Origin of the sequence: Blastomonas ursincola, from assembly GCF_013607875.1 — a bacterium.
In the GTDB taxonomy this organism is placed as follows: Bacteria; Pseudomonadota; Alphaproteobacteria; order Sphingomonadales; family Sphingomonadaceae; genus Blastomonas; species Blastomonas ursincola.
This window is the reverse complement of record NZ_VDES01000001.1, coordinates 1,116,987-1,143,113: the sequence shown is the minus strand read 5'-3', so window position 1 is coordinate 1,143,113 and position 26,127 is coordinate 1,116,987. Positions and strand designations below refer to the sequence as shown.

Annotated in this window: 22 protein-coding genes; 8 read left to right on the top strand and 14 right to left on the bottom strand. The window is 64.7% G+C overall.

Annotation, left to right across the window (positions count from 1 at the left end):
* From FG486_RS05305 to dapB, 6 genes are all read right to left on the bottom strand, one after another.
* Positions 1-309, bottom strand: coding sequence for an alkylphosphonate utilization protein (locus tag FG486_RS05305; RefSeq protein ID WP_023839616.1), 309 nt, complete (start codon positions 307-309; stop codon positions 1-3).
* A gap of 10 nt (positions 310-319) precedes the next feature.
* A complete protein-coding gene (locus FG486_RS18260) occupies positions 320-448 on the bottom strand; it encodes a hypothetical protein (RefSeq protein WP_269454092.1) in 129 nt (42 codons plus the stop codon).
* Between the two features lie 80 nt (positions 449-528).
* Complete coding sequence (nth, locus tag FG486_RS05300; RefSeq protein ID WP_066276681.1) at positions 529-1,272, bottom strand: endonuclease III; 744 nt, start codon at positions 1,270-1,272, stop codon at positions 529-531.
* On the bottom strand, positions 1,269-1,973 hold the full coding sequence (locus FG486_RS05295; protein ID WP_181266701.1) for an aspartate/glutamate racemase family protein: 705 nt from the start codon (positions 1,971-1,973) through the stop codon (positions 1,269-1,271). Before FG486_RS05295 ends, nth begins: the two co-directional genes overlap by 4 nt.
* A complete protein-coding gene (locus FG486_RS05290) occupies positions 1,973-3,163 on the bottom strand; it encodes a M48 family metallopeptidase (RefSeq protein WP_181266700.1) in 1,191 nt (396 codons plus the stop codon). Before FG486_RS05290 ends, FG486_RS05295 begins: the two co-directional genes overlap by 1 nt.
* A gap of 71 nt (positions 3,164-3,234) precedes the next feature.
* Positions 3,235-3,966, bottom strand: coding sequence for a 4-hydroxy-tetrahydrodipicolinate reductase (gene dapB / locus FG486_RS05285; protein WP_181266699.1), 732 nt, complete (start codon positions 3,964-3,966; stop codon positions 3,235-3,237).
* A 52-nt stretch (positions 3,967-4,018) separates the two neighbouring features.
* On the opposite strand from dapB, the gene FG486_RS05280 reads away from it, so the two are divergent.
* Positions 4,019-4,723, top strand: coding sequence for an NAD-dependent deacylase (locus FG486_RS05280; RefSeq protein WP_181266698.1), 705 nt, complete (start codon positions 4,019-4,021; stop codon positions 4,721-4,723).
* 204 nt (positions 4,724-4,927) lie between these two features.
* On the opposite strand, the gene FG486_RS05275 is transcribed toward FG486_RS05280, so the two are convergent.
* The 5 genes from FG486_RS05275 to mutM all read right to left on the bottom strand — a co-directional run bounded on the left by FG486_RS05275 (position 4,928) and on the right by mutM (position 9,766).
* On the bottom strand, positions 4,928-5,335 hold the full coding sequence (locus tag FG486_RS05275) for an MAPEG family protein (protein ID WP_181266697.1): 408 nt from the start codon (positions 5,333-5,335) through the stop codon (positions 4,928-4,930).
* A gap of 26 nt (positions 5,336-5,361) precedes the next feature.
* A complete protein-coding gene (locus FG486_RS05270; RefSeq protein WP_181266696.1) occupies positions 5,362-6,132 on the bottom strand; it encodes a HesA/MoeB/ThiF family protein in 771 nt (256 codons plus the stop codon).
* A 140-nt stretch (positions 6,133-6,272) separates the two neighbouring features.
* On the bottom strand, positions 6,273-7,658 hold the full coding sequence (dnaA, locus tag FG486_RS05265; protein WP_181266695.1) for a chromosomal replication initiator protein DnaA: 1,386 nt from the start codon (positions 7,656-7,658) through the stop codon (positions 6,273-6,275).
* 868 nt (positions 7,659-8,526) lie between these two features.
* Complete coding sequence (rpsT, locus tag FG486_RS05260; RefSeq protein WP_060980353.1) at positions 8,527-8,790, bottom strand: 30S ribosomal protein S20; 264 nt, start codon at positions 8,788-8,790, stop codon at positions 8,527-8,529.
* Positions 8,791-8,953: 163 nt separating this feature from the next.
* The gene (gene mutM / locus FG486_RS05255; RefSeq protein WP_066279451.1) at positions 8,954-9,766 is read right to left on the bottom strand and encodes a bifunctional DNA-formamidopyrimidine glycosylase/DNA-(apurinic or apyrimidinic site) lyase; all 813 of its coding nucleotides are present in this window, start codon (positions 9,764-9,766) and stop codon (positions 8,954-8,956) included.
* Positions 9,767-9,821: 55 nt separating this feature from the next.
* Here mutM and FG486_RS05250 point away from each other — a divergent pair, with 55 nt between their 5' ends.
* From FG486_RS05250 to FG486_RS05235, 4 genes are all read left to right on the top strand, one after another.
* Positions 9,822-10,553, top strand: a complete 732-nt coding sequence (locus FG486_RS05250; protein WP_066279456.1) for a class I SAM-dependent methyltransferase — start codon at positions 9,822-9,824, stop codon at positions 10,551-10,553.
* 43 nt (positions 10,554-10,596) lie between these two features.
* Complete coding sequence (gene ubiB / locus FG486_RS05245; protein WP_181266694.1) at positions 10,597-12,156, top strand: 2-polyprenylphenol 6-hydroxylase; 1,560 nt, start codon at positions 10,597-10,599, stop codon at positions 12,154-12,156.
* 555 nt (positions 12,157-12,711) lie between these two features.
* Positions 12,712-12,933: a hypothetical protein gene (locus tag FG486_RS05240; protein WP_181266693.1), complete on the top strand. Its 222-nt coding sequence runs from the start codon at positions 12,712-12,714 to the stop codon at positions 12,931-12,933.
* 236 nt (positions 12,934-13,169) lie between these two features.
* Positions 13,170-13,661: a hypothetical protein gene (locus FG486_RS05235; protein ID WP_181266692.1), complete on the top strand. Its 492-nt coding sequence runs from the start codon at positions 13,170-13,172 to the stop codon at positions 13,659-13,661.
* A gap of 175 nt (positions 13,662-13,836) precedes the next feature.
* Here FG486_RS05235 and FG486_RS05230 read toward each other — a convergent pair whose 3' ends face one another.
* Entirely contained in the window at positions 13,837-14,139 is a 303-nt protein-coding gene (locus tag FG486_RS05230) for an ArsR/SmtB family transcription factor (RefSeq protein ID WP_181266691.1), read from the bottom strand.
* A gap of 90 nt (positions 14,140-14,229) precedes the next feature.
* Here FG486_RS05230 and FG486_RS05225 point away from each other — a divergent pair, with 90 nt between their 5' ends.
* Complete coding sequence (locus FG486_RS05225; protein WP_181266690.1) at positions 14,230-15,351, top strand: NADH:flavin oxidoreductase/NADH oxidase; 1,122 nt, start codon at positions 14,230-14,232, stop codon at positions 15,349-15,351.
* A gap of 66 nt (positions 15,352-15,417) precedes the next feature.
* Here the strand turns inward: FG486_RS05225 and FG486_RS05220 are convergent, their stop codons facing one another.
* Both FG486_RS05220 and FG486_RS05215 read right to left on the bottom strand, forming a co-directional pair.
* Entirely contained in the window at positions 15,418-16,407 is a 990-nt protein-coding gene (locus tag FG486_RS05220) for a hypothetical protein (protein ID WP_181266689.1), read from the bottom strand.
* 124 nt (positions 16,408-16,531) lie between these two features.
* The gene (locus FG486_RS05215) at positions 16,532-17,176 is read right to left on the bottom strand and encodes a YoaK family protein (protein ID WP_181266688.1); all 645 of its coding nucleotides are present in this window, start codon (positions 17,174-17,176) and stop codon (positions 16,532-16,534) included.
* A gap of 269 nt (positions 17,177-17,445) precedes the next feature.
* On the opposite strand from FG486_RS05215, the gene rpoB reads away from it, so the two are divergent.
* Both rpoB and rpoC read left to right on the top strand, forming a co-directional pair.
* Positions 17,446-21,624: a DNA-directed RNA polymerase subunit beta gene (gene rpoB, locus FG486_RS05210; RefSeq protein ID WP_066275119.1), complete on the top strand. Its 4,179-nt coding sequence runs from the start codon at positions 17,446-17,448 to the stop codon at positions 21,622-21,624.
* Between the two features lie 127 nt (positions 21,625-21,751).
* Positions 21,752-25,963 carry a DNA-directed RNA polymerase subunit beta' gene (rpoC, locus tag FG486_RS05205; RefSeq protein WP_137776301.1) on the top strand — a complete coding sequence of 1,404 codons (4,212 nt, stop codon included), beginning with the start codon at positions 21,752-21,754 and terminating at the stop codon, positions 25,961-25,963.
* Positions 25,964-26,127 lie beyond the last annotated feature (164 nt).

The window sequence follows — 26,127 nt, the reverse complement described above, 5'->3', positions numbered from 1 at the left end:
CTACCGCTTGCGGACGAACTCGGCGCGGAGCACCAGGCCCTTGATGCCGTCGAAGCGGCAGTCGATTTCCTGCGCGTCGCCGGTCAGTCGGATAGACTTGATCAAGGTGCCGCGCTTCAGCGTCTGGCCCGCGCCCTTGACCTTCAGGTCCTTGATCAGCGTAACCTGGTCGCCATCGGCGAGCAGGTTGCCGACCGCATCGCGGACCTCGATGCCCTCTTCGCCCGCCGCGGCGACCGCTTCGCCGGGCGCGATCCATTCGCCGCTCGCCTCGTCATAGACATAGTCCTCGCCATCGGGTGTCGACATGGGCGCTCTTTTAGCTCTTCAGGGTAACGATGTTCAGTCCACCGGGCTTGGTCGACGGATTGGAGGCGTTCTGGGGCTTGGGCTTTTCGGCCTTGGGCTTGCGGACTTCGCGGTTCGATTTCTTCTGGCCCTTAGCCATGGTCTGTTCCTTGTCCAGGCGGAGCGCCCGGACTGGAACCATAGACCGGATCGGCGCGCAATGCGCCCGAAATCGGTGGGTCAGCCGGATGCGATTGGTGCCGCTGTCTTGGCGGGCACACGCTTCCTTCGCGCGGGCGCGGGCTTGTTGGCGCGGTGCTTCTTGGCGGCCTTGGGGATCGGCGCATCGGGGCCGTCGGGCTTGGGCTTGAAGCGGCACAGATCGGCCACCGGGCAACGCCAGCATTCGGGCTTTCGCGCCTTGCAGATATAGCGGCCGTGCAGGATCAGCCAGTGATGGCCGTGTACGCGGAACGGCCCCGGCGTGCCCTTGTCGAGCGCCTTTTCAACGTCGATCACCGTGCGACCTGGCGCGAGGCCGGTGCGGTTGCCGACGCGGAAGATATGCGTATCGACCGCAAAGGTTTCCGCCCCGAACGCGGCATTGAGCACGACATTGGCGGTCTTGCGCCCGACGCCGGGCAATGCGGTGAGCGCATCGCGATCCTCCGGCACTTCGCTGCCGTGCCGCTCGATCAGCGCCTCGGACAGCGCGATGACATTCTTCGCCTTGCTGTTGAACAGTCCGATCGTCTTGATGTGCTGCTTCAAGCCCTCTTCGCCGAGCGCGACCATCTGCTCGGGCGTCTTCACGATCTCGAACAGCGCGCGCGTCGCCTTGTTCACGCCGACATCCGTCGCCTGGGCCGAAAGCACCACCGCGACGAGCAGCTGGAAATGGTTGCCATATTCCAGTTCAGTCACTGGCGCGGGATTGGTCTCGGCGAGGCGGCGGTAGAATTCGAAAGTGTCGGCCTTGTTCATGCCGCGCCTTGTGCCAGAGCCATGTCCACCGCGGCAAGGGCGTGCAGCGCGGTCGTGTCGAACAGCGGCACGGAGCTGTCTTCCTCGCGCACCAGCAGCATGATCTCGGTACAGCCCAGGATGATCGCCTGCGCGCCCGCCGCCGCCAGCCGTGCCATGATCGCGCGATATGTGGCGCGCGACTCTTCGGTCACGATCCCCCGCACCAGTTCGTCATAGATGATGCGGTGCACGTCCTGCCGGTCCGCCGCTTCGGGGACGATCACCTCCAGCCCGTGCCGCTGCGCGAGGCGATTGCGCAGGAACGGCTGTTCCATGGTGAAAGCGGTGCCGAGCAGCCCGACTTTGGCCAGCCCCTGCGCAGCGATGGCGGAGCCGACCGGATCGGCAATGTGCAGCAGCGGAATGCCGATCGCCGCCTGTACCGCATCGGCCATGCGGTGCATCGTGTTGGTGCAGACGAGCAGCAGTTCGGCCCCGCCGGCTTCGGCCTGGCGCGCAGCGGCGATCATCCGTTCGGTCAGCGCGTCCCAGTCGCCTGCGTGCTGCAGCGCCTCGATCTCGGCAAAATCGACCGAGACCATCACGCTCGCCGCGCTGTGCATGCCGCCGAGCCGCTCGCGCACTGCCTGGTTGATCAGGCGATAATAATGGGCCGAGCTTTCCCAGCTCATTCCGCCGAGCAGGCCGATGGTGCGCATCAGGGGTTGACCGGGGCGGTCGCTGGCTTGCCTGCGGGGTGTTTCGCCTTCCATTCCATTGCGCTGCGCACGCGGCGCTCGACCGAGGGGTGCGTGTAGAAGAGCATTTCCTGCAGCGGATGCGGGCGCGGATAGCGATATTCGGCGGTCTTGACGAGCGCGCCCGCCAGCGCATCGGGCAGGTTCACCATCTGCAACGAATAGGCATCGGCCTCGCTCTCGCCGATCCGGGTGAGCGCATTGGTCACCGGCAAGGCCAGTGTGCCCAGGATCGACAGCACCAGCATCAGCACCGGCAGCCCGCGCGGATCGGATATCTCGGTGGTCGGGTTGCCCAGCGCCCTGGCAAGGCGCGGGTGCAGGCGATCGGCGAGGAAAAACAGCGCCACCACCAGCACGCTCAGCACCCCGACCGAGCGCCAGACATGACCGAGCACATAATGGCCGATCTCGTGTCCAGTCACCGCGCGCACCTCGTCGAGCGAGGCCTGTTTCAGCGCGACATCCGAGATGGCGATCCGCGCGGCGCTGCCGATGCCGGAGACGTTCGCAGTGAAATTGTTCGACTGGCGCGATCCGTCATAGATGAAGATCCGATCCGCCGGGATATCGACCTGCTTGGCCATATCGAGCACCGCCTCGCGCACCGGGCCCTCGGGAATCGGCCTGTACTGGTTGAACAGCGGCTCGATCAGCGTCGGCGCGAGCAGCAGGCCTGCCGATACCGCCGCCGCGGCAAAGCCGGCGGACCAGAGCCACCAGGTCCTGCCCGTCCGCCGCATCAGCGCATAGACGCCGAGCAGGAAAAGGCTGCCCATCACGGTGCTGATCGTCATCGCGATCGCGCCCTGGCTCAGGAAATCGCCGAGCGGCTGGCTGGTCAGGCCATAGCTCTTCTCGTGCCACCAGTCCGCATAGATCGTCCAGGGCAGGCCGATCACGGTGGAGGCCACCGAGAAGCCCGCGACCGTCAACAGGGTACGCAGCGCCCAGCCCCGCCGTGCGAGGCGCGCCCAGATGCGATCGGTGAGCTGCAGCCGCACGAGGATGACGGTAATGACCAAAGTGACGACCAGTCCGCCCAGGATCATCCATTCGCTCGACGCGGTATAGGCAGCGGATTTCGCGAGCGCTTCCGCGCCCAGCCCGTCGATATAGGCCCTGGTTGCCGCTTCCGGATCGAATGCCATGCTGCGCCCCGCTGTATTGGTTGTATAATACAGGTTTAGGCGGCAGCGCAGCGGTCGTCAAGCCGACGGGATCAGGCGAGCCCCAGCACCTGCGGCATGGCGTAGCGCCCTGCCGGCTGGTTGTGCAGCCACAGGCACGCCTTGACTGCCCCGCGCGCGAACACCATTCGGCTTTCGGCGCGATGGGTGAGTTCGATCCGCTCGTTGTCGCCCGCCAGGAACACGGTGTGGTCGCCCGCCACCGATCCGCCGCGCAGAGACGCAAAGCCGATCGCGCCGCGCGCTCGCGCCCCGGTCACGCCATCGCGCCCGCGCTCGCTGTCGCGTGCGAGGTCGAGCCCACGCGCGCGCGCCGCCGCCTCGCCGAGCAGCAATGCGGTGCCCGATGGCGCGTCGACCTTGTGACGGTGGTGCATCTCGGCAATCTCGATATCCCAATCCTCGCCAAGGCGCGTTGCCGCCTCGTGCACCAGATGCGCGAGCAGGGTGACGCCGAGCGAGGTATTGCCGGTCTGCAGCACCGCGATGCTGTCCGCCGCGCTGTCGATCAGCCAATGGTGCCGTTCCTCGAGCCCGGTGGTGCCGATGACGATCGGAATGTTCGCCGCGATGGCCGCGTCGAGGTTCGCTTCGAGTGCGGCGGGCACCGAGAAATCGACCAGCACGTCGCTCTCCTTCGCCAGCGTCAGTGGATCGCCGCCCTTGTCGATCCCGCCCGATACACTCGCGCCTGCCTCGACGATCGCACTTTCCAGCGCCTGGCCCATGCGGCCCGCAAGCCCGATAATCCCGATCCGCGTCATCCGTCTTTCCTCAGACTGTAATTCGCCTGGCCAATGCCCTATTGCCTGGCTCATGGCAAAGATTCCCAGCATCGTCATCCTCACCGGCGCCGGCGTGAGCGCGGAAAGCGGCATCGATACCTTCCGCGCCGAGGGCGGTCTGTGGGAGCAGCACCGGGTGGAGGATGTCGCCACGCCCGAGGCGTTCGCGCGCGATCCCGATCTCGTGCTGCGCTTCTACGACATGCGCCGCGCCGCGATCCAGACCAAGCAGCCCAATGCCGCGCACGAGGCGCTGGCCCGGCTCGACCGCGAATGGCCGGGCGAGCTGTTGATCATCACGCAGAATGTCGACGACCTGCACGAACGCGCCGGCGCGAGCCGGCTGCTGCACATGCACGGGACGCATCTCACTGCCTGGTGCCTCGCCTGCGACGCGCGGCCCGAATGGCTGGGGCCGCTGATCGACCGGCCCGCCTGTCCCGAATGCGGCGTGGCGGGGCAGCTGCGGCCCGATATCGTCTGGTTCGGCGAGATGCCGTACGAGATGGAACGGATCTACGAAGCCGTCGGCGCGTGCGACCTGTTCGTCTCGATCGGTACCTCGGGCGCGGTCTATCCTGCTGCGGGCCTCGTGCGCGAGGCGCGGGCGCGCGGCGCGATGACGCTCGAGCTCAATCTGGAGCCGAGCCAGGGCAGCTATTTCTTCCACGAATCGCGCCACGGCCCGGCGACGAAGCTGGTGCCCGAATGGGTCGGCGAGATGCTGGGGCAGTAATCAGGCGCAGTAATAGCCCTCCCCCTGGATGGGGGAGGGTTTGGGAGGGGGTGATGGTGCGGGCTCATGCCTGCGCGCCAACCGGCACGCTCACCCTCACCGCTGCGACTAGGCTCCTTCGTCGCCAAGTCTCGCTGCCTCTCCCATCGAGGGAGAGGCGGGTAACGCGCACGCTTTGCCCTTCCCCAAGGGGAGGGGAGAGGCCTAGCCGTTCACCGTCACCACCAGGAACAGCGTCCAGGCGATGGCGATGGCATAGGCGATCCAGGTGCCGATGACGCCCAGCGCGCGCAGCTGCGGCGGCTTGCCGGGGCCATGCGGCTGGTGCAGGCCGATGATGTGCGCGGCGCGTGCCGCCAGGAACAGCACCGCAAGCCCCGTGAGCGGCCAGTGGCTGGCGTTCGATTGCTCCAGCAGCCCGATCAGGATCACGAACAGCGGCGCGTGCTCGGCGAGATTGCCGTGCGCGCGGCTCGAGCTGATCAGCCCGGCATCGCCCGCATCGCCGAACGAGGCCTGGGTGCGGAAGCGCGCGCGGACGGTGGCGATGGCGGTGGCGAGCAGCATGATCGCGCAGATTGCAGCGGTCAGCGCGGTAACGGGCAGGGTCATCGGCATCCTCCCAGATGAGGAGCCGACTATGCCGCCGAGCCCGCGCCCCCGCAAGCCTTGCACTCGGGGTCCTTGGCGATCCTGAGCGTGCGCCAGAGCGGGCTGAGGCCGTCGATCAGGTGCAGCTTGCCGCGCGGATCGTCGCCAAAGCCGGTGATCGCGCGCACGACCTCCATCGCGGCGAGCGATCCGACCAGCCCGACCATCGCGCCCAGCACGCCTTGTTCGGCGCAGGTGTCGCAATCCTCGGCATCGAAGGCATCGCCGACGAAGCAGCGATAGCAGGGCGCATCCGGCAACCAGCCGCGAAACGTGCCGATCTGCCCCTGGAACCGCCCGATCGCCGCGCTGACCAGCGGGATGTGCAGCGCGGTCAGCGTGTCGGACACCAGCAGGCGCGTCGCGAAATTGTCGGTGCCGTCGAGCACGACATCGGCCCCGGCGAGCAGGGTTGCGGCATTGTCCGGCGTCAGCCGTTGGGCCAGGCCCGTGACCTGCAATTCGGAGTCGAAGCGGCGCACCCAGGCGGCCGCGACCTCGGCCTTGGATTGCCCGACATCTGCAGGCGTGAACAGCGTCTGGCGCTGGAGATTGGACAGATCCACCGCATCGCCATCGATCAGCGTCAGCAGACCGATACCGGCGGCGGCGAGATATTGCAGCGCCGGACAGCCGATCCCGCCCATGCCGACGAGCACGACATGCGCGGCAGCGAGCTTCGCGACGCCGACGCCGCCGATCTCGGGCAGCACGATGTGCCGGGCATGGCGTTCGAGCTGGGTGGGGGAAAGGGGCATGCGGCGAACGTCCTCAATGACCGCGCGAATGCCGAAAACACCATCGTCATTCCCGCGAAAGCGGGAATCCCGCTCGGGTCGGCGCTATAGCGGGATTTCCGCCTTCGCGGGAATGACGAAATTGTTGGGCTAGTGCCGCTTCAGCTTTCCAGCTGCTGCAGCAGCGCGCGCACGTCGCCATCCATATCGGCATCGCGGGTGCGCAGGTCCTCGATCAGGCGGACAGCGTGGATCACCGTCGAATGATCGCGTCCGCCGAACTTGCGGCCGATCTCGGGATAGGAGCGCGGGGTCAGCACCTTGGCGAGATACATCGCGACCTGGCGCGGGCGCACCACGGCGCGCGCGCGGCGCTTGGACGACATTTCGGCGCGATCGACCTTGTAGAACTGGCAGACGGCGCGCTGGATCTCGTCGATGGTGATCCGGCGGCGATTGGCGCTGAGCAGATCGGACAGCTGCTCCTCGGCCAGCGCCAGCGTCACCTTCTGCCCGGTGATCTGGGCATAGGCCATCAGCTTGTTGAGCCCGCCGACCAGCTCGCGGACATTGCGGCTGATCGTGCGTGCGAGAAATTCGGTGACCTCTTCGGGAATCTCGCCCATCCGCATCTGTTCGACCCGGGCGCGCAGGATTGCGCGGCGCAGTTCGATATCGGCAGGCTGGATGTCGGCGACCAGGCCCATGGCGAGCCGCGAGAGCAGCCGCTGGTCGACACCGTCGAGCGCCTGGGGCGCGCGGTCCGAGGTGACGACCAGGCGCTTGCCCGCGCCCAGGATCGCGTCGATCGTGTGGAGGAATTCCTCCTGGGTCGAATTCTTGCCGATGATGAACTGGATGTCGTCGACCAGCAGCATGTCGAAGCTGCGCAGCCGTGCCTTGAACGCCATCGAATCGCCGCGCTGGATGGCGCTGACGAAATCGTTCATGAACTTTTCCGCCGGGCAGTAGCAGATGCGCGCCTGGGGATTGGCCTCGGCATAGGCATTGCCGATAGCATGGAGCAGGTGCGTCTTGCCCTGGCCGGTGGCGGCCTTGAGATAGAGCGGGCTGAACAGCGGCTTTTCCGCTGCGGCCATGCGCTGCGCGGCGTTGAACGCGAGCACGTTCGACTGACCGGTGATGAAGCCCGAGAAGAGCTGCGAGGGATCAAGCGCGATGCGGTTGCCGCTTTCGGCAGCGCGCGGCGCGGCCGGGATCGGCGCCACCGGGGCGGGCATGCGCGGACGTGCGATCTCGGCTTCGCGCGGCGCGGCGGCAATGGCAACGCTGCGCACTTCGGGACGCACGATCTTCCACGCCAACGCCAGTCGGTCGGCAAAGCGCTCCCGCACCCAGTTGGCGGAAAATTCGGAAGGCAGGTGCAGGTGCAGCTGGCCGGAGGCGGGCTCGAAGCTGCCGGGACGGATGGGGCGGATCCACTGGGTGTGGATCTGTGCACCCAGATCCTTGCGCAGACCTTCGCTGATCTCGTTCCAGTCGGCCGCCCAGTCTGCCGCGCCGCTCGAATCGCTGAGTTCGATCATGCCTGAATGCCACTTCTTGTATCTTGGTCAGCACCGGTACCGCCGGTCATCGCTGACAAGGGGTCCGGCGGAACCTGATGGCTCTGCCGGATGGGACGGAAAACGGCGGGCAACCCTTGACTTCGGTTGCACCCCAGCCGTTGCGGAATGCTAGTTCAGGCGCCCTCGGCCAGGGTCCGGCCAGCGCGAGCTGACACAGGCGGCATGCCGGGCGGCATAGCCGGGCAGGCGTGCGGAGTCACATCCGGGATGATCCCGGTCCATCCAGTGCAGTGGCAATCCGACCCAGTTACGCAAAACCTGCTACCTCCCCCTCGCTCGCATCGCATCAGGGCCTATCCCTGGCGCAATGATCTTCCCTGTGTGCCGCCCAACCCCTTGGTCAGCACGGGAAACCGTCCCAAATCTGGGGCACAAAAGGTGTTCACCGAAAAACACATGGGTCTTTCGATCAATGTATCCACCAGTTTGTGCAATGGAGAACCTGGCTGATCGCTCGGCTCTCGACCCTGATGTAGCCGTGGAAAAACGAGTCGAGCAAGAGCCGCCGGGTAAAAAAAATGAAATAATGGCGCTTGACTCGGTTAACGCGAGGATATTGCTGGATTCACATTGATTATAATTCAGATTCAATGACTTAGCCGGAGGCATGTTACCCCTGCCGAGCCGAATCGCAGGAAATGCGTCAGTTGCCGGACGGGGCGTGTGACGGATCCATTACCGTTATGTCACAAAGCTGACGCGATGTTGCAAATACTGTCAAGAACACTGGACGCACGAAAAATCCGCCTGCCCTGACGGGCGGCGGATCATCGTGTCCAAAAGACTGGAAACGGGCGGGGCGTTGGCGCCGCCACCCGATTCGCCGTCAGGCCAGAGCGGCGAGCCGCTTGGTCAGGCGCGAGAACTTGCGCGAGGCGGTGTTCTTGTGCAGCACGCCCTTGGCGACGCCGCGGGCCAGCTCGGGCTGCGCGCTGGCGAGAGCCGCCTTGGCCGCTTCCTTGTCACCGGCGTCGAGGGCCGATTCGACCTTCTTGACGAAGGTGCGGATGCGACCGATGCGGTTGCCGTTGACGACGGCACGACGCTCGTTCCGGCGGATGCGCTTCTTGGCTTGCGGCGTATTGGCCATAGTTTCTCACACGTCTTTCAATTGGCGATCACGGCTGATCGGCGGATTTGGGGTAAAGCAGATTGGCCGCCCGGTGGCGGTGCCAGCGCTTTGAAGCCGCTGCCGTTAGCGATTCTCATGGCCCACGTCAATGTCTCAATGCCGCCCGGTGGCGCGATCGCGGCTATTTCTGGCAGGAACGGCACCAGAAGGTCGACCGGCCCGATTGTACCACCCGCTCGACCGTGCCGCCGCACGGGCAGGTCTCGCCCTCGCGCCCGTAAACGCGCCATTGCTTGGCGAAATAGCCCAGCTGTCCGTCGGGCCGGGCATAATCGCGCAGCGTCGATCCACCCGCCAGAATCGCGTCGGTCAGCACCGCCTTGATCGCGGCGACCAGCGGTTTCAGCTTGGCGGGGCCGATCTGCCCGGCGGCGCGCAGCGGCGAGATTCGCGCCATGTTGAGCGCCTCGCAGACATAGATGTTGCCCAGGCCCGCGACGATTCGCTGGTCGAGCAGCATCGCCTTGATCGGAGAGGCGCGGCCCGCCAGGCGCTCGCGCAAATAGGCGGGGGTGAATTCGTCGCCCAGCGGTTCCGGACCCATAGCGGCGAAGGAGGGGAAGCTCGCCAGCGCATCGGTGGTCACCAGGTCGACCGAGCCGAAGCGGCGCGGATCGAACAGTGATAGCCGATGCCCCGATTCGGTCTCGAGCACCAGATGGTCGTGGGTGCCGATCTCTTCGGGATCGATCCGCCACCGCCCCGACATGCCGAGATGGAACACCATCGAATCGCCCCGGTCGGTGCCCAGCAGCCCGTATTTGGCGCGGCGGCCGAGCGAGATGATCCTGGCTCCCGTCATCCGCTGGCCCAGATCGACCGGAAACGCGCGGCGCAGGTCCGCGCGGCGCGCGACAACGCTGGTCAGGCGCACGTCCTGCAGCACGGCGGCAAGCCCGCGCACGGTGGTTTCGACTTCGGGAAGCTCTGGCATAAAAAGCGCTGCTATCAGGCTTTGCGCCAGCCACAAAGATGCTTACATGGCGGCCATGACCGAGACAGTGCCCTTTGGCTATCAGGATATCGACCCGGCGGAAAAGCAGGGCCGGGTTGGCGGCATCTTTTCGAACGTCGCGGGCAAATATGACATCATGAACGATGTCATGTCGGGCGGCATGCATCGGCTGTGGAAGGACCGCTTCGTCCGCCGCGTGAAGCCGCGCGCGGGCGAGGACATTCTCGACATGGCCGGCGGCACCGGCGACATCGCCTTCCGCATGGTCCAGTCGGGCGCGAACGTCACCGTCGCGGACATCAACCAGGACATGCTCGATGTCGGCATCGAACGCGCGGTCGCGCGCGGCGAGGACCGGCTGGTCTGGTCGTGCCAGAATGCGGAAGCCCTGAAATTCCCCGATCGCAGCTTCCACGCCTACACCATCGTCTTCGGCATCCGCAACGTCACCTATATCGACAAGGCACTGGCCGAGGCGCACCGCGTGCTCCGCTATGGCGGGCGCTTCTTCTGCATGGAATTCGCGACGACCGAATGGCCGGTCTTCGGCGAGGTCTACGATGCCTATTCGCACCATCTGATGCCGCGCCTGGGCCAGATGATCGCGGGCGATGCCGACAGCTATCGCTATCTCGCCGAATCGATCCGCCGCTTCCCCAAGCCGCCGGTATTCGAACAGATGATCAAGGACGCCGGGTTCACCGCCACCAGGGTCGAGCCGATCCTGGGCGGCGCGGTCAACATCCATAGCGGCTGGAAGGCGTGATGGGGGCAGGGCCGGCGCAGCGGCGGGGGTTCGGCATCCGTCCATGACCCGTCCGCGCACGCATATCCTGCGGCTCCTGAAATGGGGTCGCATCCTTGCGCGTCATGGGGCGCTGAAAGGTCTGGAGGCCGCGCCGCAGACCCCGCCCGAGGTCCGCCGCCTGTTCCGCCTCGCGCGCTTCGGCGCGAGCGTGCCTGCCGTTCCCGACTATGCCGGGGCCTTCCGCGCGATCGGCCCGGCAGCGATCAAGCTCGGCCAGACGCTCGCCACCCGGCCCGATCTGGTCGGCGAGGAAGCCGCGAACAATCTGCTGACGTTGCAGGACAGCCTGCCGCCGGTGCCGTTCGAGGATATCCGCGCCGAGATCGAACAGGGGCTGGGCGGCCCGCTCGAAAAATTCTTCGAATTCGTCGAACCCATGCCGGTCGGCGCGGCCTCGGTCGCGCAGGTGCATCGCGGGCGCACGACCGACGGGCGCGATGTCGCGATCAAGGTGCTGCGCCCCGGCGTACGCAAGAATTTCGCGCGCGACATCGACACCTATGAATGGGCCGCCGCACATCTGGAATCGCTGGGCGGCGAGGCGACGCGGCTGCGCCCGCAGCTCACCATCGCCAATTTCAAGCGCTGGACATTGCGCGAGCTCGACTTGCGGCGCGAGGCGGCGAGCGCGTCCGAGCTTGCCAGCGCGATGGACGGCCATCCGGGCTATCGCGTTCCCGCGATCGACTGGGACCGCACCTGCGGCACGGTGATGACGCTCGAATGGATCGACGGCATCAAGATCTCGAACCGCGAGGCCTTGATCGCTGCCGGGCATGATCTGCCCGATCTGGCGCGGCGGCTGGTGCTCGCCTTTCTGCGCCAGGCGATTGCGGGCGGCTTCTTCCATGCCGACATGCACCAGGGCAATCTGTTCGTCGCCCCCGACGGCACCATCGTCGCGATCGATTTCGGCATTATGGGCCGCATCAACCGCCAGGCGCGTTTCTGGCTGGCGGAGATCCTTTATGGCCTGACCACCGGCAATTACCGTCGCGTCGCCGAGATCCATTTCGAGGCGCAGTACGTGCCGAGCTATCACAATGTCGATGAGTTCGCGACCGCACTGCGCGCGGTGGGCGAGCCGATGCGCGGCAAGCCGGTAAGCGAGCTGTCGGTCGGGCAGATGCTCGACGGGCTGTTCGCGATCACGCGCGATTTCGACATGAAGACCCAGCCGCACCTGCTGCTGCTGCAGAAGACGATGGTAATGGTCGAGGGCGTCGCGACCCAGCTCGACCCCAATATCAACATGTGGGATGTCGCAGCGCCGTATGTGCGCGACTGGATCCGTGGCGAGCTGGGGCCTGAGACGCTGCTCGCCGACCGGATCAACACCGATGTCGCGACCCTGCTACGCCTGCCCGACCTGATCCGCCGCCTCGAGGAGCGCGTGCCGAAAAAGGGTGGCGCCCCCGAACCGCCGCCGGTGCCGAAAATCCCGCTGATCTGGGACCGCAAACGCCGCGCGCGCGGTGGCGGCGGCTTCTGGAGCCACGTTGCGGCGCTGGTGATCGGCGCGGGCGCAGGCGCGGCGGCGCTGCTCGCTTGGGTGCATTGACGTAATGCCTGCTCTCTCCCCCTTGGGGGAGAGACGCGAGACTTGGCAGCTTGCTGCCTAGTCGCAGCTGAGAGGGGCGTGTCGAGCGCCTCCGTCGCGCATCCCCCCTCCCAACCCTCCCCCCTGAAGGGGAGAGGGCTCTATCTTGCCTCCCGCTAGCGCACCATCAAACCCCCCTCCCTGCAAGGGAGGGGCAGGGGGTGGGTAAGCGCGCGCAGCGCGCCATCGACCGCGAGCAGCGCACCGCCGACCCACCCCTAACCCCTCCCTTGCAGGGAGGGGAACGCGAACCCCATCGGCCATGCCCAACCCCTTCGCGCCTTCGCGCCTTCGCGTGCCAAAAGGGGTTTCACGCGAAGACGCGAAGCCGCGAAGAGGTCGCGCCAGCCGCGCAAACCCGCCCGCCACATGACCGCTCCCCTGCGAAGGCAGGGGCCCATCTCCCGAGCGTTGCGCCGGGAGCCAGCGCAGGAGATGGATGCCTGCCTGCGCAGGCAAGCGGGGAGGGGAGTGCGTTCTTACCGTTCATTCTCGTCGCGCGCAGTGTTCACCGCCATGCGCGCGATCTATCTCAGCCTCGCCATCCTATCGCTGGCAGCCACGGCGCTTATCTGGGCCTTTATCGCAGGTTGGGCGGGAAAGGTGGTTTTCGCTCCGGACATGGAGTTGCTCGCTTCCGGGGAAGCCCTGAGCTGGCTTGCGTTCATGGTCCTGATGTACGGACCGATCGCCTTTGCCGCGTGTCTGCTGTTCCTGGCTTGGCGCAAAAGCCCTTGACCACCTCCGTTCATTTCTGAAACAAGTTCAGGACAAGCTCGGGCTGAGCAGAGGGCGGTAGTTAGTGGGACTTCGCAGATAAACCTGCAATCCTGTACACTTCCCGTTGAGATTTTTGGGCATTGTGAGCATTCTCTCCAGATGTGTTATCATTCCGTGCCCCGAAAATTTAGTTGACCTCATCGAGTGTTTGCCGAACCTCCGCTTCGCTGCCGTAAACTCATTAGGATAATTCTGTGATCGATGCATTCAATCTGGCGGGTTTTCTCTCAGCGCATGCCATTTGGTGCATTGAGGACGGAGAGGTCTTGATTCCGATTTTTGGTTACATGATGGCCAACGGCGAGCGCCGGCTTGAACGGATTGAGCTAGAAAATCATGAAGTTTCTGTTGCACTTGGAAAGCGAAATCTTGAGGCAAATCAGTATGGTGCAATTAATGCAGTGCTTCTATACGATGGGCGAGTTCAGCTGGGAGCTGAGAAAATTGATGCCATAATTGTGGAGATTAGATCGTATTCGCAATTATATCCAGAAGCTGTATTATTTATCCCTTATCGCTCAAAAAGTTCATCGGTAAAATTTTTGGTGTATAGGCCTAAGTTGGTGCATTGGAAGAACTGGGACGATTTAGATCTAGAGGCCGCACTGGAATCATTTTTCGAGGGTGTCGATGCACATGAGCACGGCGCTGCCGTCTGGAACGCGAGTCTTGATCAGTCTCTCTAAAGACTGCGACCCCTCACTATGCTGTACCTTTGAATTGGGGGGTGGCCCATGTTATCTCAACTGACTGTTCTAAACGTGCATTAATTATAATCGAAGTCTGTGGCGATTGTGTACCAATCGTCTGCCATTCCACGCAAAATTTGAACAGCCCGAAAGCAGCCAACAAGCCCCAACCCTATACCTCCACCCCCAGCACCGCATCGAGCAGCCCCGGAAACCGCTTGTCCACCTCCTCGCGGCGCAGCGTGTTCATGTGCTGCACCCCGGCGATGCGCGTGTGCACCAGGCCCGCAGAGCGCAGGACGCGGAAATGATGCGACATGCTCGATTTCGGGCGGCCGCCGTCCAATGCGGCGCAGCTTGCTTCGCCCGCGCGGTCGAGTTGGCGGACGATGTCGAGCCGCACCGGATCGCTCAGCGCGTGCAGCGCGTGCTCGATGGTAACGTCGGCAAGATCGGGATGCGCATAGTTCCTCATGCGCACCCATATAGCAGGCCGGGCTTGTAATTCCTATAGTTCGATTATATACGAACTATCAAACATCCCCAAGCCAAGGACGATCCCCCTATGACCAATCCGAGCCCCAGCACCGATACGCCGCTGTTCACGCCGTTCACGCTCAAGTCGGTGACGTTGCGCAACCGCATCGCGGTCTCGCCGATGTGCCAGTATTCCGCGACCGACGGCGTCGCCAACGACTGGCATCGCTCGCATCTTGTCTCGTTCGCGCGCGGCGGCGCGGGGCTGGTGGTGGTCGAGGCCTCGGGCGTGTCGCCCGAAGGCCGGATCACCCCGGCGTGCCTCGGCCTGTGGAACGACGAACAACGCGATGCGCTCGCGCCGATCGTCGCCGAGATCAAGGCGGCGGGCGCGGTCCCCGGCATCCAGATCGCGCATGCCGGGCGCAAGGCCAGCGCCAATGTGCCCTGGGAGGGCGACGACCATATCGCCGAAGGCGATCCGCGCGGCTGGGAGCCGATCGCGCCGTCGGCGGTTGCGTTCGGCGGTGGCCTCAACCGCACCCCGCGCGAGATGACGCTGGACGATATCGAGCGGGTGAAGGCCGATTTCGTCGCCGCGGCGATCCGCGCGCGCGATGCCGGGTTCGAATGGCTGATGCTGCACTTCGCGCATGGCTATCTTGCGCAGAGCTTCTGGTCGCGTCATTCGAACCAGCGCACCGACCAATATGGCGGCAGCGCCGAAAATCGCGGGCGCTTCCTGCTCGAGACGCTGGAGGCGGTGCGCGCAGTATGGCCCGACCATCTGCCGCTTTCCGCCCGTTTCGGCGTGCTCGAATATGATGGGCAGGATGAGGAGACGCTCAAGGAATCGATCGCGCTGGTCGGCGAGATGAAGGCGCGCGGGCTCGATTTCATCGATGTCAGCATCGGCTTTTCGACGCCCGCCGCGCAGATCCCCTGGGGGCCCGCGTTCATGGCGCCGATCGCGCGCCGGGTCCGCGACGAGACCGGCCTGCCCAATGCCACCAGCTGGTATATCGGCAGCTCCGAAAACGCCAACCGCATGGTCGCCGATGGCGATGTCGATCTGGTGATGATGGGCCGCCCGCTGCTCGAGAATCCGCACTGGCCCTATCAGGCCGCGCGCGAGCTCGGTATCGACAATGCCAGCTGGACGCTGCCTGCGCCCTATGCGCACTGGCTGGCACGCTACCGCGCGGCCTGAGGCAAAAAGAGGGGAGGCGAATGACCGCCTCCCCGATATGCGCAAGTGTCGTTCCTCTTTGGATTATCAGGCCGCGCTCTGCATCCCATAGCCGTTGCGCATCAGGAACAGCGCGCGGCGCTTGCGATTGGCCCTGGTCTTGAAGGGGTTGTCGCGGTTCGGGCGCTGCGCGATCAGTGCTTCGAGACGGCGATGGTCGATCGGGCTGTCCGGATTAACGGTGCGTGCGGCGGGCCGAGCAGGCGCAGGATGGATCACCGGCTGCACAAAGCTGGCCGTCGCGGGTGCTGCGGCAGCCATGGTGGGTGCCACCGGCGGACGCGCATGTGGCGACGCCAGGCGGCGGTCGTATTCTGCGTCCGATGCGCGCGCTTCGGCCATCATCGCGGCGCTCTTGCGCGTCCGGGTGCGGCGCAGCGCGATCGCGCCGCCGCCCACGCCCAGAGCGGCCAGCAGGGCGGCCATCCAGCCCCAGACCTCGCCATCGCCTTCGGTCGGGGCGGGCGGGGGAGCTGTCACTTCGGATGTCGGCACTTCGTTCACCGTGCCGCCATTGGTCATCGGCGGAACCGCCGTCAGATCTTCGCCTGCCAGGGTTTCAACCGGATCGGCGATGTCCGCGCCGGTCGCAGGACTCGGATTGGTGGGCTCGGCCTGGGCCACGCGCGGCGGTGCTGCGCGTTCCGCTGTCTGGGGGCGGGCCGCGCGCGGAGCCGGGGCCGCTTCAACCTCGGCCGTCGGTGCGATCGCAGCCACCGGCACATCTGTCACGGCGGGGGGTGCAACGGGGCTCGCAAGCGGCGTGCCGGGCAGCGCGGCAGCGGGCGGCTGAGCCTGGACGGTCGGGGCCTGTGTCGTGGCCGCCGGAGCGCCGGCACCGGGAAGCGTCGTCGTCGGCACCGAAGGCTGGGCCGGCTGCGCCTGCGGCAGCGTCGGTGCCACAGTGGGTGCGGTGGCGGGAGCCATGTCCTGCGCCATCAGCGGGGTTGCGGTCAGGGCAAGAACGGCGGCAATCGCGGCCCTTGCCGGGCGAATGGGGTGCGATAGGTTTGTCATGGTAAGGCGGCAACGCTCGGCAAGCGCAAAAGCGTTCAGCCCATCGCCGGGTTTTGCCGTTGAGATGACGTAAGTTACCGTCAGACCGATTTAATGGGTCTGGAAAGCTGACCTGATTTGCAGCCTATTCCATCGCGAACTGGGGCAGGGTTGCGATGCCTGCGAGCGCCAGCCCCAGGCCTGCCGATACCCACAAGGCACTCAGCCCCCAGGCCTGGAAGGCCAGCGCCCCCAGCAGCGCTCCTGTCACCAGCCCGGCCCAGAGCAGCAGATAGGGCAGCCACTCGCCGCGATGCCCGCGCTGGTGCACCCGCGCCAGCGCCTGGCCGAGCTTGACCAGCGTGCCCGTCATATAGGTGAGGCCGATGCTTACCTGGCCTTCGCGCTGGAACGCAGTGTTCTCCGCACCCATGGCGAGCAGGGTGCAGCCGATCGCGGCGACCTGCAACCTCGCCATCGCCAGGCCCGCCGCCAGTGCGAGCAACGTCGCGACCAGCAGCACCGTCACCGGCAGCCGCGTGCGCGCCTCGCAGTGGTTGCCGAGAACCGCGCCCAGCGTCACCCCGGTAACGAAGGTCGCGATCATTGCCACCGCGATCCCCGCCGCCGATGCATCGTGCACCGCGCCCACCGCCATGCGGGTCGAGTTGCCCGACATGAAGGCGGTGAAGAAGCCGCCCGTTTCTAGAAAGCCGATCGCATCGACAAAGCCCGCAAGTCCGGCGAGCGTGGCTGCGAGCAGCCAGTGATGGCGCTGGTAACGTGTCATCTGCCTCGCATAGCGTGCGGGGCAGGGCGGTGTCATCCGTCGCAAAGCCGTGCGCGGCGGTTTGACAAGTCCAACAGCGCTGCTTATATCGCGCTGCAACACCGGACGCTTCGAGACATGACAGGTTTGCGCGGACCTGCCGAACGAAGGAAGCTTCAGGGATAATCTGACGCGATAGGCTGCGGTTCATGGGGTTCTCATGAGCTTGCGGCCTTTTGACGTCTTTGTGCGCCCCGAATCGACAGACACGAAAAGGCGAAGACACGTTTATGGCAACTTCCGCACGAGCATCGGCCGCTACCAAGCCGACCCCGATGAAGCGTATCCGCAAGATCTTCGGTGACATTCACGAAGTCAGCGAAATGCCGAACCTCATCGAGGTCCAGCGCGAGAGCTACGAACAGTTCCTGCGTTCGGATCCCTCGATCGGTTATGTTTCGGGCCTGGAAAAGACGCTGCGCAGCGTTTTCCCGATCCGCGACTTCGCCGGAACTGCCGAACTCGACTTCGTGCACTATGAACTCGAATCGCCCAAATACGATGTCGAGGAATGCCGTCAGCGCGGCATCACCTATGCGGCGCCGATGAAAGTGACGCTGCGCCTGATCGTGTTCGAGGTCGATGCCGAGACCGAAAGCCGCTCCGTGCTCGATATCAAGGAGCAGGACGTGTACATGGGCGACATGCCGCTGATGACCGCGAACGGCACGTTCGTGATCAACGGCACCGAGCGCGTGATCGTCAGCCAGATGCACCGTTCGCCGGGCGTGCTGTTCGATCATGACCGCGGCAAGACCCACTCGTCGGGCAAGTATCTCTTCGCCGCGCGCGTCATCCCCTATCGCGGTTCGTGGCTCGATTTCGAATTCGACGCCAAGGACATCGTCAACGTGCGCATCGACCGCAAGCGCAAGCTGCCGGTCACCTCGCTGCTGTACGCGCTGGGCCTCAACGACGAGGAAATCCTCGACTATTTCTACGAGACCGTGACCTATGAGCGCGGCACCGGCGGCTGGAAAATCCCGTTCGTCGCCGAACAGTGGCGCGGCATGAAGCCGGCGTTCGACATCGTCGATGCCGCAACCGGCGAAGTCGCATTCAAGGCAGGCGACAAGATCACCCCGCGCGCCGCCGCCAAGGCCGCCAAGGATGGCCTGGCCAGCCTGCTGATCCCGACCGAGGAAATCTTCGGCCGGTACAGCGCCTATGACCTGATCAACGAGCAGACCGGCGAAATCTATATCGAAGCGGGCGACGAGGTCACCGCCGAGAATCTGGAAAAGCTCGACAAGGCCGGAATCGACCAGCTGGTTCTGCTCGACATCGACCATGTCACCACTGGTCCGTGGATCCGCAACACGATGAAGGCCGACAAGGCCGACAGCCGCGACATGGGTCTCGATGCGATCTATCGCGTCATGCGCCCCGGCGAGCCGCCGACGCGCGAAACCGCCGATGCGCTGTTCGAAGGCCTGTTCTTCGATCCCGAGCGCTATGACCTCTCGGCCGTGGGCCGCGTGAAGCTCAACATGCGCCTCGAGCTCGACTGCGAGGACACCGTCACCACGCTGCGCCGCGAGGACATCCTGGCGGTCGTCAAGACGCTGGTCGATCTCAAGGACGGCAAGGGCGAAGTCGACGATATCGACAATCTCGGCAACCGCCGCGTCCGCTCGGTGGGCGAGCTGCTGGAAAACCAGTATCGCGTCGGCCTGCTGCGCATGGAGCGCGCGGTCAAGGAGCGCATGAGCTCGGTCGACGTGTCGACCGTCATGCCGAATGACCTGATCAACGCCAAGCCGGCGGTCGCTGCCGTTCGCGAATTCTTCGGCTCGTCGCAGCTGTCGCAGTTCATGGACCAGACCAACCCGCTCGCCGAAGTCACCCACAAGCGCCGCGTTTCGGCGCTTGGCCCGGGTGGTCTCACCCGCGAGCGCGCGGGCTTCGAAGTCCGCGACGTTCACCCGACCCATTATGGCCGTATCTGCCCGATCGAAACGCCCGAAGGCCCGAACATCGGTCTGATCAACTCGCTCGCCTCGTTCAGCCGCGTCAACAAGTACGGCTTCATCGAGACCCCGTACCGCAAGGTGATCGACGGCAAGGTGACCGATGAGGTCGTATATCTCTCCGCGATGGAAGAGGCCAAGCACACGATCGCGCAGGCGAACGCCGAGCTGAACGACGATGGCAGCTTTGCCGAGGACATCGTTTCGGCCCGCCAGGCCGGCGAATTCCTGATGGCGCCGCGCGACATCATCACGCTGATGGACGTCAGCCCCAAGCAGCTCGTCTCGGTCGCGGCATCGCTCATTCCGTTCCTGGAAAACGATGACGCCAACCGCGCGCTGATGGGATCGAACATGCAGCGTCAGGCCGTGCCGCTTGTGCGCGCCGAAGCGCCGTTCGTCGGCACCGGCATGGAAGAGACCGTGGCGCGCGATTCGGGCGCCGCGATCGCCGCCAAGCGCGCCGGCATCGTCGATCAGGTCGACGCGACCCGTATCGTGATCCGCGCCACCGGTTCGGTGGATTCGGGCAAGTCGGGCGTCGACATCTACACGCTGATGAAGTTCCAGCGCTCGAACCAGAACACCTGCATCAACCAGCGTCCGCTGGTGAAGGTGGGCGACGTGATCAACGAAGGCGACATCATCGCCGACGGCCCGTCGACCGATCTGGGTGAGCTGGCGCTGGGCCGCAACGCGCTCGTCGCGTTCATGCCCTGGAACGGCTACAACTATGAGGACTCGATCCTCATCAGCGAACGCATCGTGAAGGATGACGTGTTCACCTCGATCCATATCGAGGAGTTCGAGGTCATGGCACGCGATACCAAGCTGGGCCCCGAGGACATCACCCGCGATATTCCGAATGTCGGCGAGGAAGCGCTGCGCAACCTCGACGAGGCGGGCATCGTCTATATCGGCGCGGAAGTGCATCCTGGCGACATCCTGGTCGGCAAGATCACGCCCAAGGGCGAAAGCCCGATGACGCCGGAAGAAAAGCTGCTGCGCGCGATCTTCGGCGAAAAGGCGAGCGACGTGCGCGACACCTCGCTCCGTCTGTCGCCGGGCGTGTCGGGCACCGTGGTCGAGGTCCGCGTGTTCAACCGTCACGGCATCGACAAGGACGAGCGTGCGCTGGCGATCGAACGCGAGGAAATCGAGCGTCTGACCAAGGACCGCGAGGACGAGCGCGCCATTCTCAACCGTGCCACCTATAACCGTCTGCGCGAAATGCTGGTCGGTCAGGTCGCGTCGGCTGCGCCCAAGGGCGTGAAGAAGGGTGTGGCCATCGACGAGGCGCTGCTCGATGAGGTCGAGAAGCACTTGTGGTGGAAGTTCGCGGTCGAGGACGATGCGGTTCAGGCCGATCTCGAAGCGGTCAAGGCCCAGTATGACGAAGCCGTGACCCGCATCACCGAGAAGTTCGACGACCGCCGCGAGAAGCTGGAGCGCGGCGACGAGCTGGCGCCTGGCGTGCTAAAGATGGTCAAGGTGTTCGTCGCGGTGAAGCGCAAGCTGCAGCCGGGCGACAAGATGGCCGGACGTCACGGCAACAAGGGGATCATCAGCCGCATCCTGCCGATCGAGGACATGCCGTTCCTCGAAGACGGCACGCATGTCGATTTCGTGCTCAACCCGCTGGGTGTGCCGAGCCGCATGAACGTGGGTCAGATCTTCGAAACGCATCTGGGCTGGGCCGCGCGCGGTCTGGGCCAGCAAATCTCGAAGGCGCTCGACGAATGGCGCGAGGCCAATCCGAACCCGGAAGCGGGCCCGCCGCCCGATGCCGTGCGCGAGAAGCTGAAGTACGTTTACGGCCCCGAATATCATGCCGAGATCGACAGCCGTTCGGATGATGGCGTGGTCGAGCTGGCGGGCCTGCTGCGCAACGGCGTTCCGATGGGCACCCCGGTGTTCGACGGTGCGCGCGAGGCGGACGTGTCGCGGATGCTGGAGCGGGCGGGTCTCGACCCGTCGGGCCAGGTCGATCTGTACGACGGCCGTACCGGCGACAAGTTCGACCGCAAGGTGACCGTGGGCTATATCTACATGCTCAAGCTGCACCACCTGGTCGACGATAAGATCCACGCGCGTTCGATCGGTCCCTACAGCCTCGTCACCCAGCAGCCGCTGGGCGGCAAGGCCCAGTTCGGTGGCCAGCGCTTCGGGGAAATGGAGGTCTGGGCGCTCCAGGCCTATGGCGCGGCCTATACGCTGCAGGAAATGCTGACGGTGAAGTCCGACGACGTGGTCGGCCGCACCAAGGTCTATGAGGCGATCGTCAAGGGTGACGACACGTTCGAGGCCGGTATCCCTGAAAGCTTCAACGTGCTGGTCAAGGAAATGCGCTCGCTGGGCCTGAACGTCGAGCTGAACTCGCTCGACGCGCTGCCCGATCCGGACGAAGGCCCGGACGCGCTGCCGGAAGCCGCGGAGTAAGATTGTCCCTCCCTCTCCCCTTCAGGGGAGAGGGCCGGGGAGAGGGGGAGTCACAGACTTCCCTCGGCGAAAGCCCCTCTCCCAACCCTCTCCCTGCGAAGGGGAGAGGGCTTAAATGGAGCAGAAAATGAACGAACTGACCAAATTCAACAATCCCGCCGTGAAGCCGGAAACCTTTGACGAGATCCAGATCGGCCTCGCTTCCCCCGAGCGTATCCGGTCTTGGTCCTTCGGCGAGATCAAGAAGCCCGAAACGATCAACTATCGCACGTTCAAGCCCGAGCGTGATGGCCTGTTCTGCGCGCGCATCTTCGGTCCGGTAAAGGACTACGAGTGCCTGTGCGGCAAGTACAAGCGCATGAAGTACAAGGGCATCGTCTGCGAAAAGTGCGGCGTGGAAGTGACCGTCACCAAGGTCCGCCGCGAGCGCATGGGCCATATCGAGCTTGCCGCGCCGGTCGCGCACATCTGGTTCCTGAAGTCGCTGCCCTCGCGTATCGGCCTGCTGCTCGACATGCAGCTCAAGCAGCTTGAGCGCGTGCTGTATTTCGAAAGCTATGTCGTGATCGAGCCGGGCCTGACCAGCCTGGAAAAATATCAGCTGCTCACCGAAGACGAGCTGCTCGATGCGCAGGACGAGTTCGGCGAGGACGCCTTCTCGGCCGGTATCGGTGCCGAAGCCGTACGCCAGATGCTGATGGATCTGGACCTCGAGCAGGAGCGCGCCGACCTGCTGCAGGAGCTTGAGACGACCAAGTCGGAGCTCAAGCCCAAGAAGATCATCAAGCGCCTCAAGGTCGTGGAATCGTTCATCGATTCCGGTAATCGTCCCGAATGGATGATCCTGGAAGTCATCCCCGTGATCCCGCCCGAGCTGCGCCCGCTGGTGCCGCTGGACGGTGGCCGCTTCGCGACCTCGGACCTCAACGACCTGTATCGCCGCGTCATCAACCGCAACAACCGTCTGAAGCGGCTGATGGAACTGCGCGCGCCGGACATCATCGTGCGTAACGAAAAGCGCATGCTGCAGGAAGCCGTGGACGCGCTGTTCGACAATGGCCGTCGCGGCCGCATCATCACCGGTGCGAACAAGCGTCCCCTGAAGTCGCTGTCCGACATGCTCAAGGGCAAGCAGGGCCGCTTCCGTCAGAACCTGCTCGGCAAGCGCGTCGACTATTCGGGCCGTTCGGTCATCGTGACCGGTCCGGAACTCAAGCTGCACCAGTGCGGTCTGCCCAAGAAGATGGCGCTCGAGCTTTTCAAGCCGTTCATCTACGCGCGTCTCGACGCCAAGGGTCTGTCGATGACCCTGAAGCAGGCCAAGAAGTGGGTGGAGAAGGAGCGCAAGGAAGTCTGGGACATCCTGGACGAGGTAATCCGCGAGCACCCGGTGATGCTCAACCGCGCACCGACGCTGCACCGTCTGGGCATCCAGGCGTTCGAGCCCGTGCTGATCGAGGGCAAGGCGATCCAGCTGCACCCGCTGGTCTGCTCGGCCTTCAACGCCGACTTCGACGGTGACCAGATGGCCGTCCACGTTCCGCTCTCGCTGGAAGCCCAGCTGGAAGCGCGCGTGCTGATGATGTCGACCAACAACATCCTGTCGCCCGCCAACGGCAAGCCGATCATCGTGCCCTCGCAGGACATGGTGCTGGGCCTGTATTACCTTTCGATGGACCGCGAAGGCGAGCCGGGCGAAGGCATGCTGATGGCCGATATCGCCGAAGTGCATCAGGCGCTCGAAGTGGGTGCGGTCACGCTCCACTCGAAGGTCATCGCGCGCGTTCCGCAGACCGACGAACAGGGCAACCAGTATCTGAAGCGCTACCAGACGACGCCGGGCCGCATGCTCATCGGCGAATGTCTGCCCAAGAGCCACAAGGTGCCCTTCGATGTCGTCAACCGCCTTCTCACCAAGAAGGAAATCGGCGACGTCATCGACCAGGTCTATCGTCACACCGGCCAGAAGGACACCGTCCTGTTCGCCGACGCGATCATGGGCCTGGGCTTCCGTCACGCCTGCCGCGCCGGCATCTCGTTCGGCAAGGACGACATGATCATTCCGGACAGCAAGGAGCGTCTGGTTGATGAAACGCGCGCGCTGGTTGCCGACTATGAGCAGCAGTACCAGGATGGTCTGATCACCCAGCAGGAAAAGTACAACAAGGTGATCGACGCTTGGAGCCGTTGCGGCGACCAGGTCGCGAACGCCATGATGGAAGAGATCAAGGCGACGCCGAAGGACGAGCATGGCCGCGAAGCCCCGGTCAACTCGATCTACATGATGAGCCATTCGGGTGCGCGTGGTTCGCCAGCGCAGATGAAGCAGCTTGCCGGTATGCGTGGTCTGATGGCCAAGCCGTCGGGCGAGATCATCGAAACGCCGATCATCTCGAACTTCAAGGAAGGCCTGACCGTTCTGGAGTATTTCAACTCCACCCACGGCGCGCGCAAGGGTCTGGCGGATACGGCGCTCAAGACGGCGAACTCGGGTTACCTGACCCGCCGTCTGGTCGACGTGTCGCAGGATTGCGTCATCGTGCAAGAAGACTGCGGCACCGAACGGGCGCTGGAAATGCGTGCGATCGTGCAGGGTGGCTCGGTCATCGCTTCGCTTGGCGAGCGCATCCTGGGCCGTACCCTGGCCGAGGATATCGTCGACGCGAAGTCCGGCGATGTCGTCGTTGCCAAGGACACGCTGCTCGACGAAGCCGCCGTGGCATCGATCGAGGCTCTGGGCATCCAGGCAGCGCGCATCCGTTCGCCGCTGATCTGCGAAGCGACCCAGGGCGTGTGCGGCAAGTGCTATGGCCGTGACCTGGCGCGTGGTACTCCGGTGAACATCGGCGAGGCTGTCGGCGTCATCGCCGCGCAGTCGATCGGTGAACCGGGTACCCAGCTCACCATGCGTACCTTCCATATCGGCGGTGCGGCGCAGCTCAACGAGCAGTCGAACCTCGAAGCGGTGGCCGATGGCACGCTGCAGTACCGGGATATCCCGACCATCGTGAACAAGCGCGGCCAGCGCCTGTCGCTCGCCCGTAATGGCGAAATCGCGATCGTCGACAAGGAAGGCCGCGAGCGTGCGGTCCACCGTATCCCATACGGCACGGTGCTGCTGGTCGACGACAATGGCGAGGTGAACATCGGCGATCGGATTGCCGAATGGGATCCGTTCACCATGCCGGTGATCACCGATACCAGCGGTGTCGTGAAGTATCAGGACCTGATCGACGGCAAGACGCTGGTCGAGCAGACCGACGATGCCACCGGTATCGCGCAGCGCGTGGTCGTGGAATTCCGCGGATCGAGCAAGGCGAAGTCCAAGGAAGACCTGCGTCCCCGCCTCACCCTGCTGGATGAGGATTCGGGCGAAGCGGCGCGCTACATGCTTGCCGTGGGCGCGATGCTCTCGGTCGAGGATGGCCAGAAGGTCGAAGCCGGCGATGTTCTCGCCCGCGTCAGCCGCGAAGCCGCCAAGACCCGCGACATCACCGGCGGTCTGCCGCGCGTGGCCGAGCTGTTCGAGGCGCGCAAGCCCAAGGACAATGCGATCATCGCCAAGGTTTCGGGCCGCATCGAGTTCGTCCGCGACTACAAGGCCAAGCGCAAGATCGCGATCCACCCGGAAGAGGGGGATCCGGTCGAGTATCTGGTGCCCAAGTCGAAGGTCATCGACGTCCAGGAAGGCGACTATGTCAAGAAGGGCGACAACCTGATCTCGGGCTCGCCCGATCCGCACGACATTCTGGAAGTGCTGGGCGTGGAAGCGCTGGCCGAATATCTGGTCAGCGAAATCCAGGAAGTCTACCGCTTGCAGGGCGTGAAGATCAACGACAAGCACATCGAGGTGATCGTTCGCCAGATGCTGCAGAAGGTCGAGATCACCGATGGTGGCGATACCACGCTGCTGCCGGGCGAACAGCTCGATGCCGAGGAAATGAACGAGGTCAACGCCCGTCTTCCCGAGGGCAAGAAGCCCGCGGAAGGCAAGCCGGTGCTGCTTGGCATCACCAAGGCTTCGCTGCAGACGCGTTCGTTCATCTCGGCCGCGTCGTTCCAGGAAACCACCCGGGTGCTCACCCAGGCGGCCGTGGAAGGCAAGCGCGACTCGCTGATCGGCCTGAAGGAAAACGTGATCGTCGGTCGTCTGATCCCGGCAGGTACCGGTGCGGGCATGGCGCGCATCCGCATCGCCGCGAACAGCCGCGATGCCGCGCTCCGCGCCCAGCAGCGCGCGCTGCAAAAGGCGATGGCAGCAGCGAACGAGGTCGAGGCGGCTCCCGCCCCGGCACCGGTTGCTGCCGAAGCCGAAGCGGTGGACAGCGACGCCGAATAAGCCTCGCGTTTTTCCTCCCGCCCACACCCGGGGAACCGACACGACAAGACCCCGCCGGAAGCGCTTTCCGGCGGGGTTTTTGTTGTCCGCTGCTCGGGCGAATGCGGGATGTGGGGATCATTCGGGGGCTTGGCGCAGCAAATTCCCCCAAGCTGACGCCATGC

What these genes read in the sequence shown, in the direction of transcription:
- FG486_RS18260 (WP_269454092.1), bottom strand. Translation starts at nt 448, where the DNA reads ATGGCTAAGGGCCAGAAGAAATCGAACCGCGAAGTCCGCAAGCCCAAG.
- ubiB (WP_181266694.1), top strand. Translation starts at nt 10,597, where the DNA reads ATGACCCGTCCGCGCACGCATATCCTGCGGCTCCTGAAATGGGGTCGC.
- FG486_RS05290 (WP_181266700.1), bottom strand. Translation starts at nt 3,163, where the DNA reads ATGGCATTCGATCCGGAAGCGGCAACCAGGGCCTATATCGACGGGCTG.
- FG486_RS05225 (WP_181266690.1), top strand. Translation starts at nt 14,230, where the DNA reads ATGACCAATCCGAGCCCCAGCACCGATACGCCGCTGTTCACGCCGTTC.
- rpoB (WP_066275119.1), top strand. Translation starts at nt 17,446, where the DNA reads ATGGCAACTTCCGCACGAGCATCGGCCGCTACCAAGCCGACCCCGATG.
- FG486_RS05220 (WP_181266689.1), bottom strand. Translation starts at nt 16,407, where the DNA reads ATGACAAACCTATCGCACCCCATTCGCCCGGCAAGGGCCGCGATTGCC.
- FG486_RS05275 (WP_181266697.1), bottom strand. Translation starts at nt 5,335, where the DNA reads ATGACCCTGCCCGTTACCGCGCTGACCGCTGCAATCTGCGCGATCATG.
- FG486_RS05280 (WP_181266698.1), top strand. Translation starts at nt 4,019, where the DNA reads ATGGCAAAGATTCCCAGCATCGTCATCCTCACCGGCGCCGGCGTGAGC.
- rpoC (WP_137776301.1), top strand. Translation starts at nt 21,752, where the DNA reads ATGAACGAACTGACCAAATTCAACAATCCCGCCGTGAAGCCGGAAACC.
- rpsT (WP_060980353.1), bottom strand. Translation starts at nt 8,790, where the DNA reads ATGGCCAATACGCCGCAAGCCAAGAAGCGCATCCGCCGGAACGAGCGT.
- FG486_RS05250 (WP_066279456.1), top strand. Translation starts at nt 9,822, where the DNA reads ATGACCGAGACAGTGCCCTTTGGCTATCAGGATATCGACCCGGCGGAA.
- FG486_RS05215 (WP_181266688.1), bottom strand. Translation starts at nt 17,176, where the DNA reads ATGACACGTTACCAGCGCCATCACTGGCTGCTCGCAGCCACGCTCGCC.
- dnaA (WP_181266695.1), bottom strand. Translation starts at nt 7,658, where the DNA reads ATGATCGAACTCAGCGATTCGAGCGGCGCGGCAGACTGGGCGGCCGAC.
- FG486_RS05270 (WP_181266696.1), bottom strand. Translation starts at nt 6,132, where the DNA reads ATGCCCCTTTCCCCCACCCAGCTCGAACGCCATGCCCGGCACATCGTG.
- FG486_RS05230 (WP_181266691.1), bottom strand. Translation starts at nt 14,139, where the DNA reads ATGAGGAACTATGCGCATCCCGATCTTGCCGACGTTACCATCGAGCAC.
- FG486_RS05240 (WP_181266693.1), top strand. Translation starts at nt 12,712, where the DNA reads ATGCGCGCGATCTATCTCAGCCTCGCCATCCTATCGCTGGCAGCCACG.
- dapB (WP_181266699.1), bottom strand. Translation starts at nt 3,966, where the DNA reads ATGACGCGGATCGGGATTATCGGGCTTGCGGGCCGCATGGGCCAGGCG.
- mutM (WP_066279451.1), bottom strand. Translation starts at nt 9,766, where the DNA reads ATGCCAGAGCTTCCCGAAGTCGAAACCACCGTGCGCGGGCTTGCCGCC.
- FG486_RS05295 (WP_181266701.1), bottom strand. Translation starts at nt 1,973, where the DNA reads ATGCGCACCATCGGCCTGCTCGGCGGAATGAGCTGGGAAAGCTCGGCC.
- nth (WP_066276681.1), bottom strand. Translation starts at nt 1,272, where the DNA reads ATGAACAAGGCCGACACTTTCGAATTCTACCGCCGCCTCGCCGAGACC.
- FG486_RS05305 (WP_023839616.1), bottom strand. Translation starts at nt 309, where the DNA reads ATGTCGACACCCGATGGCGAGGACTATGTCTATGACGAGGCGAGCGGC.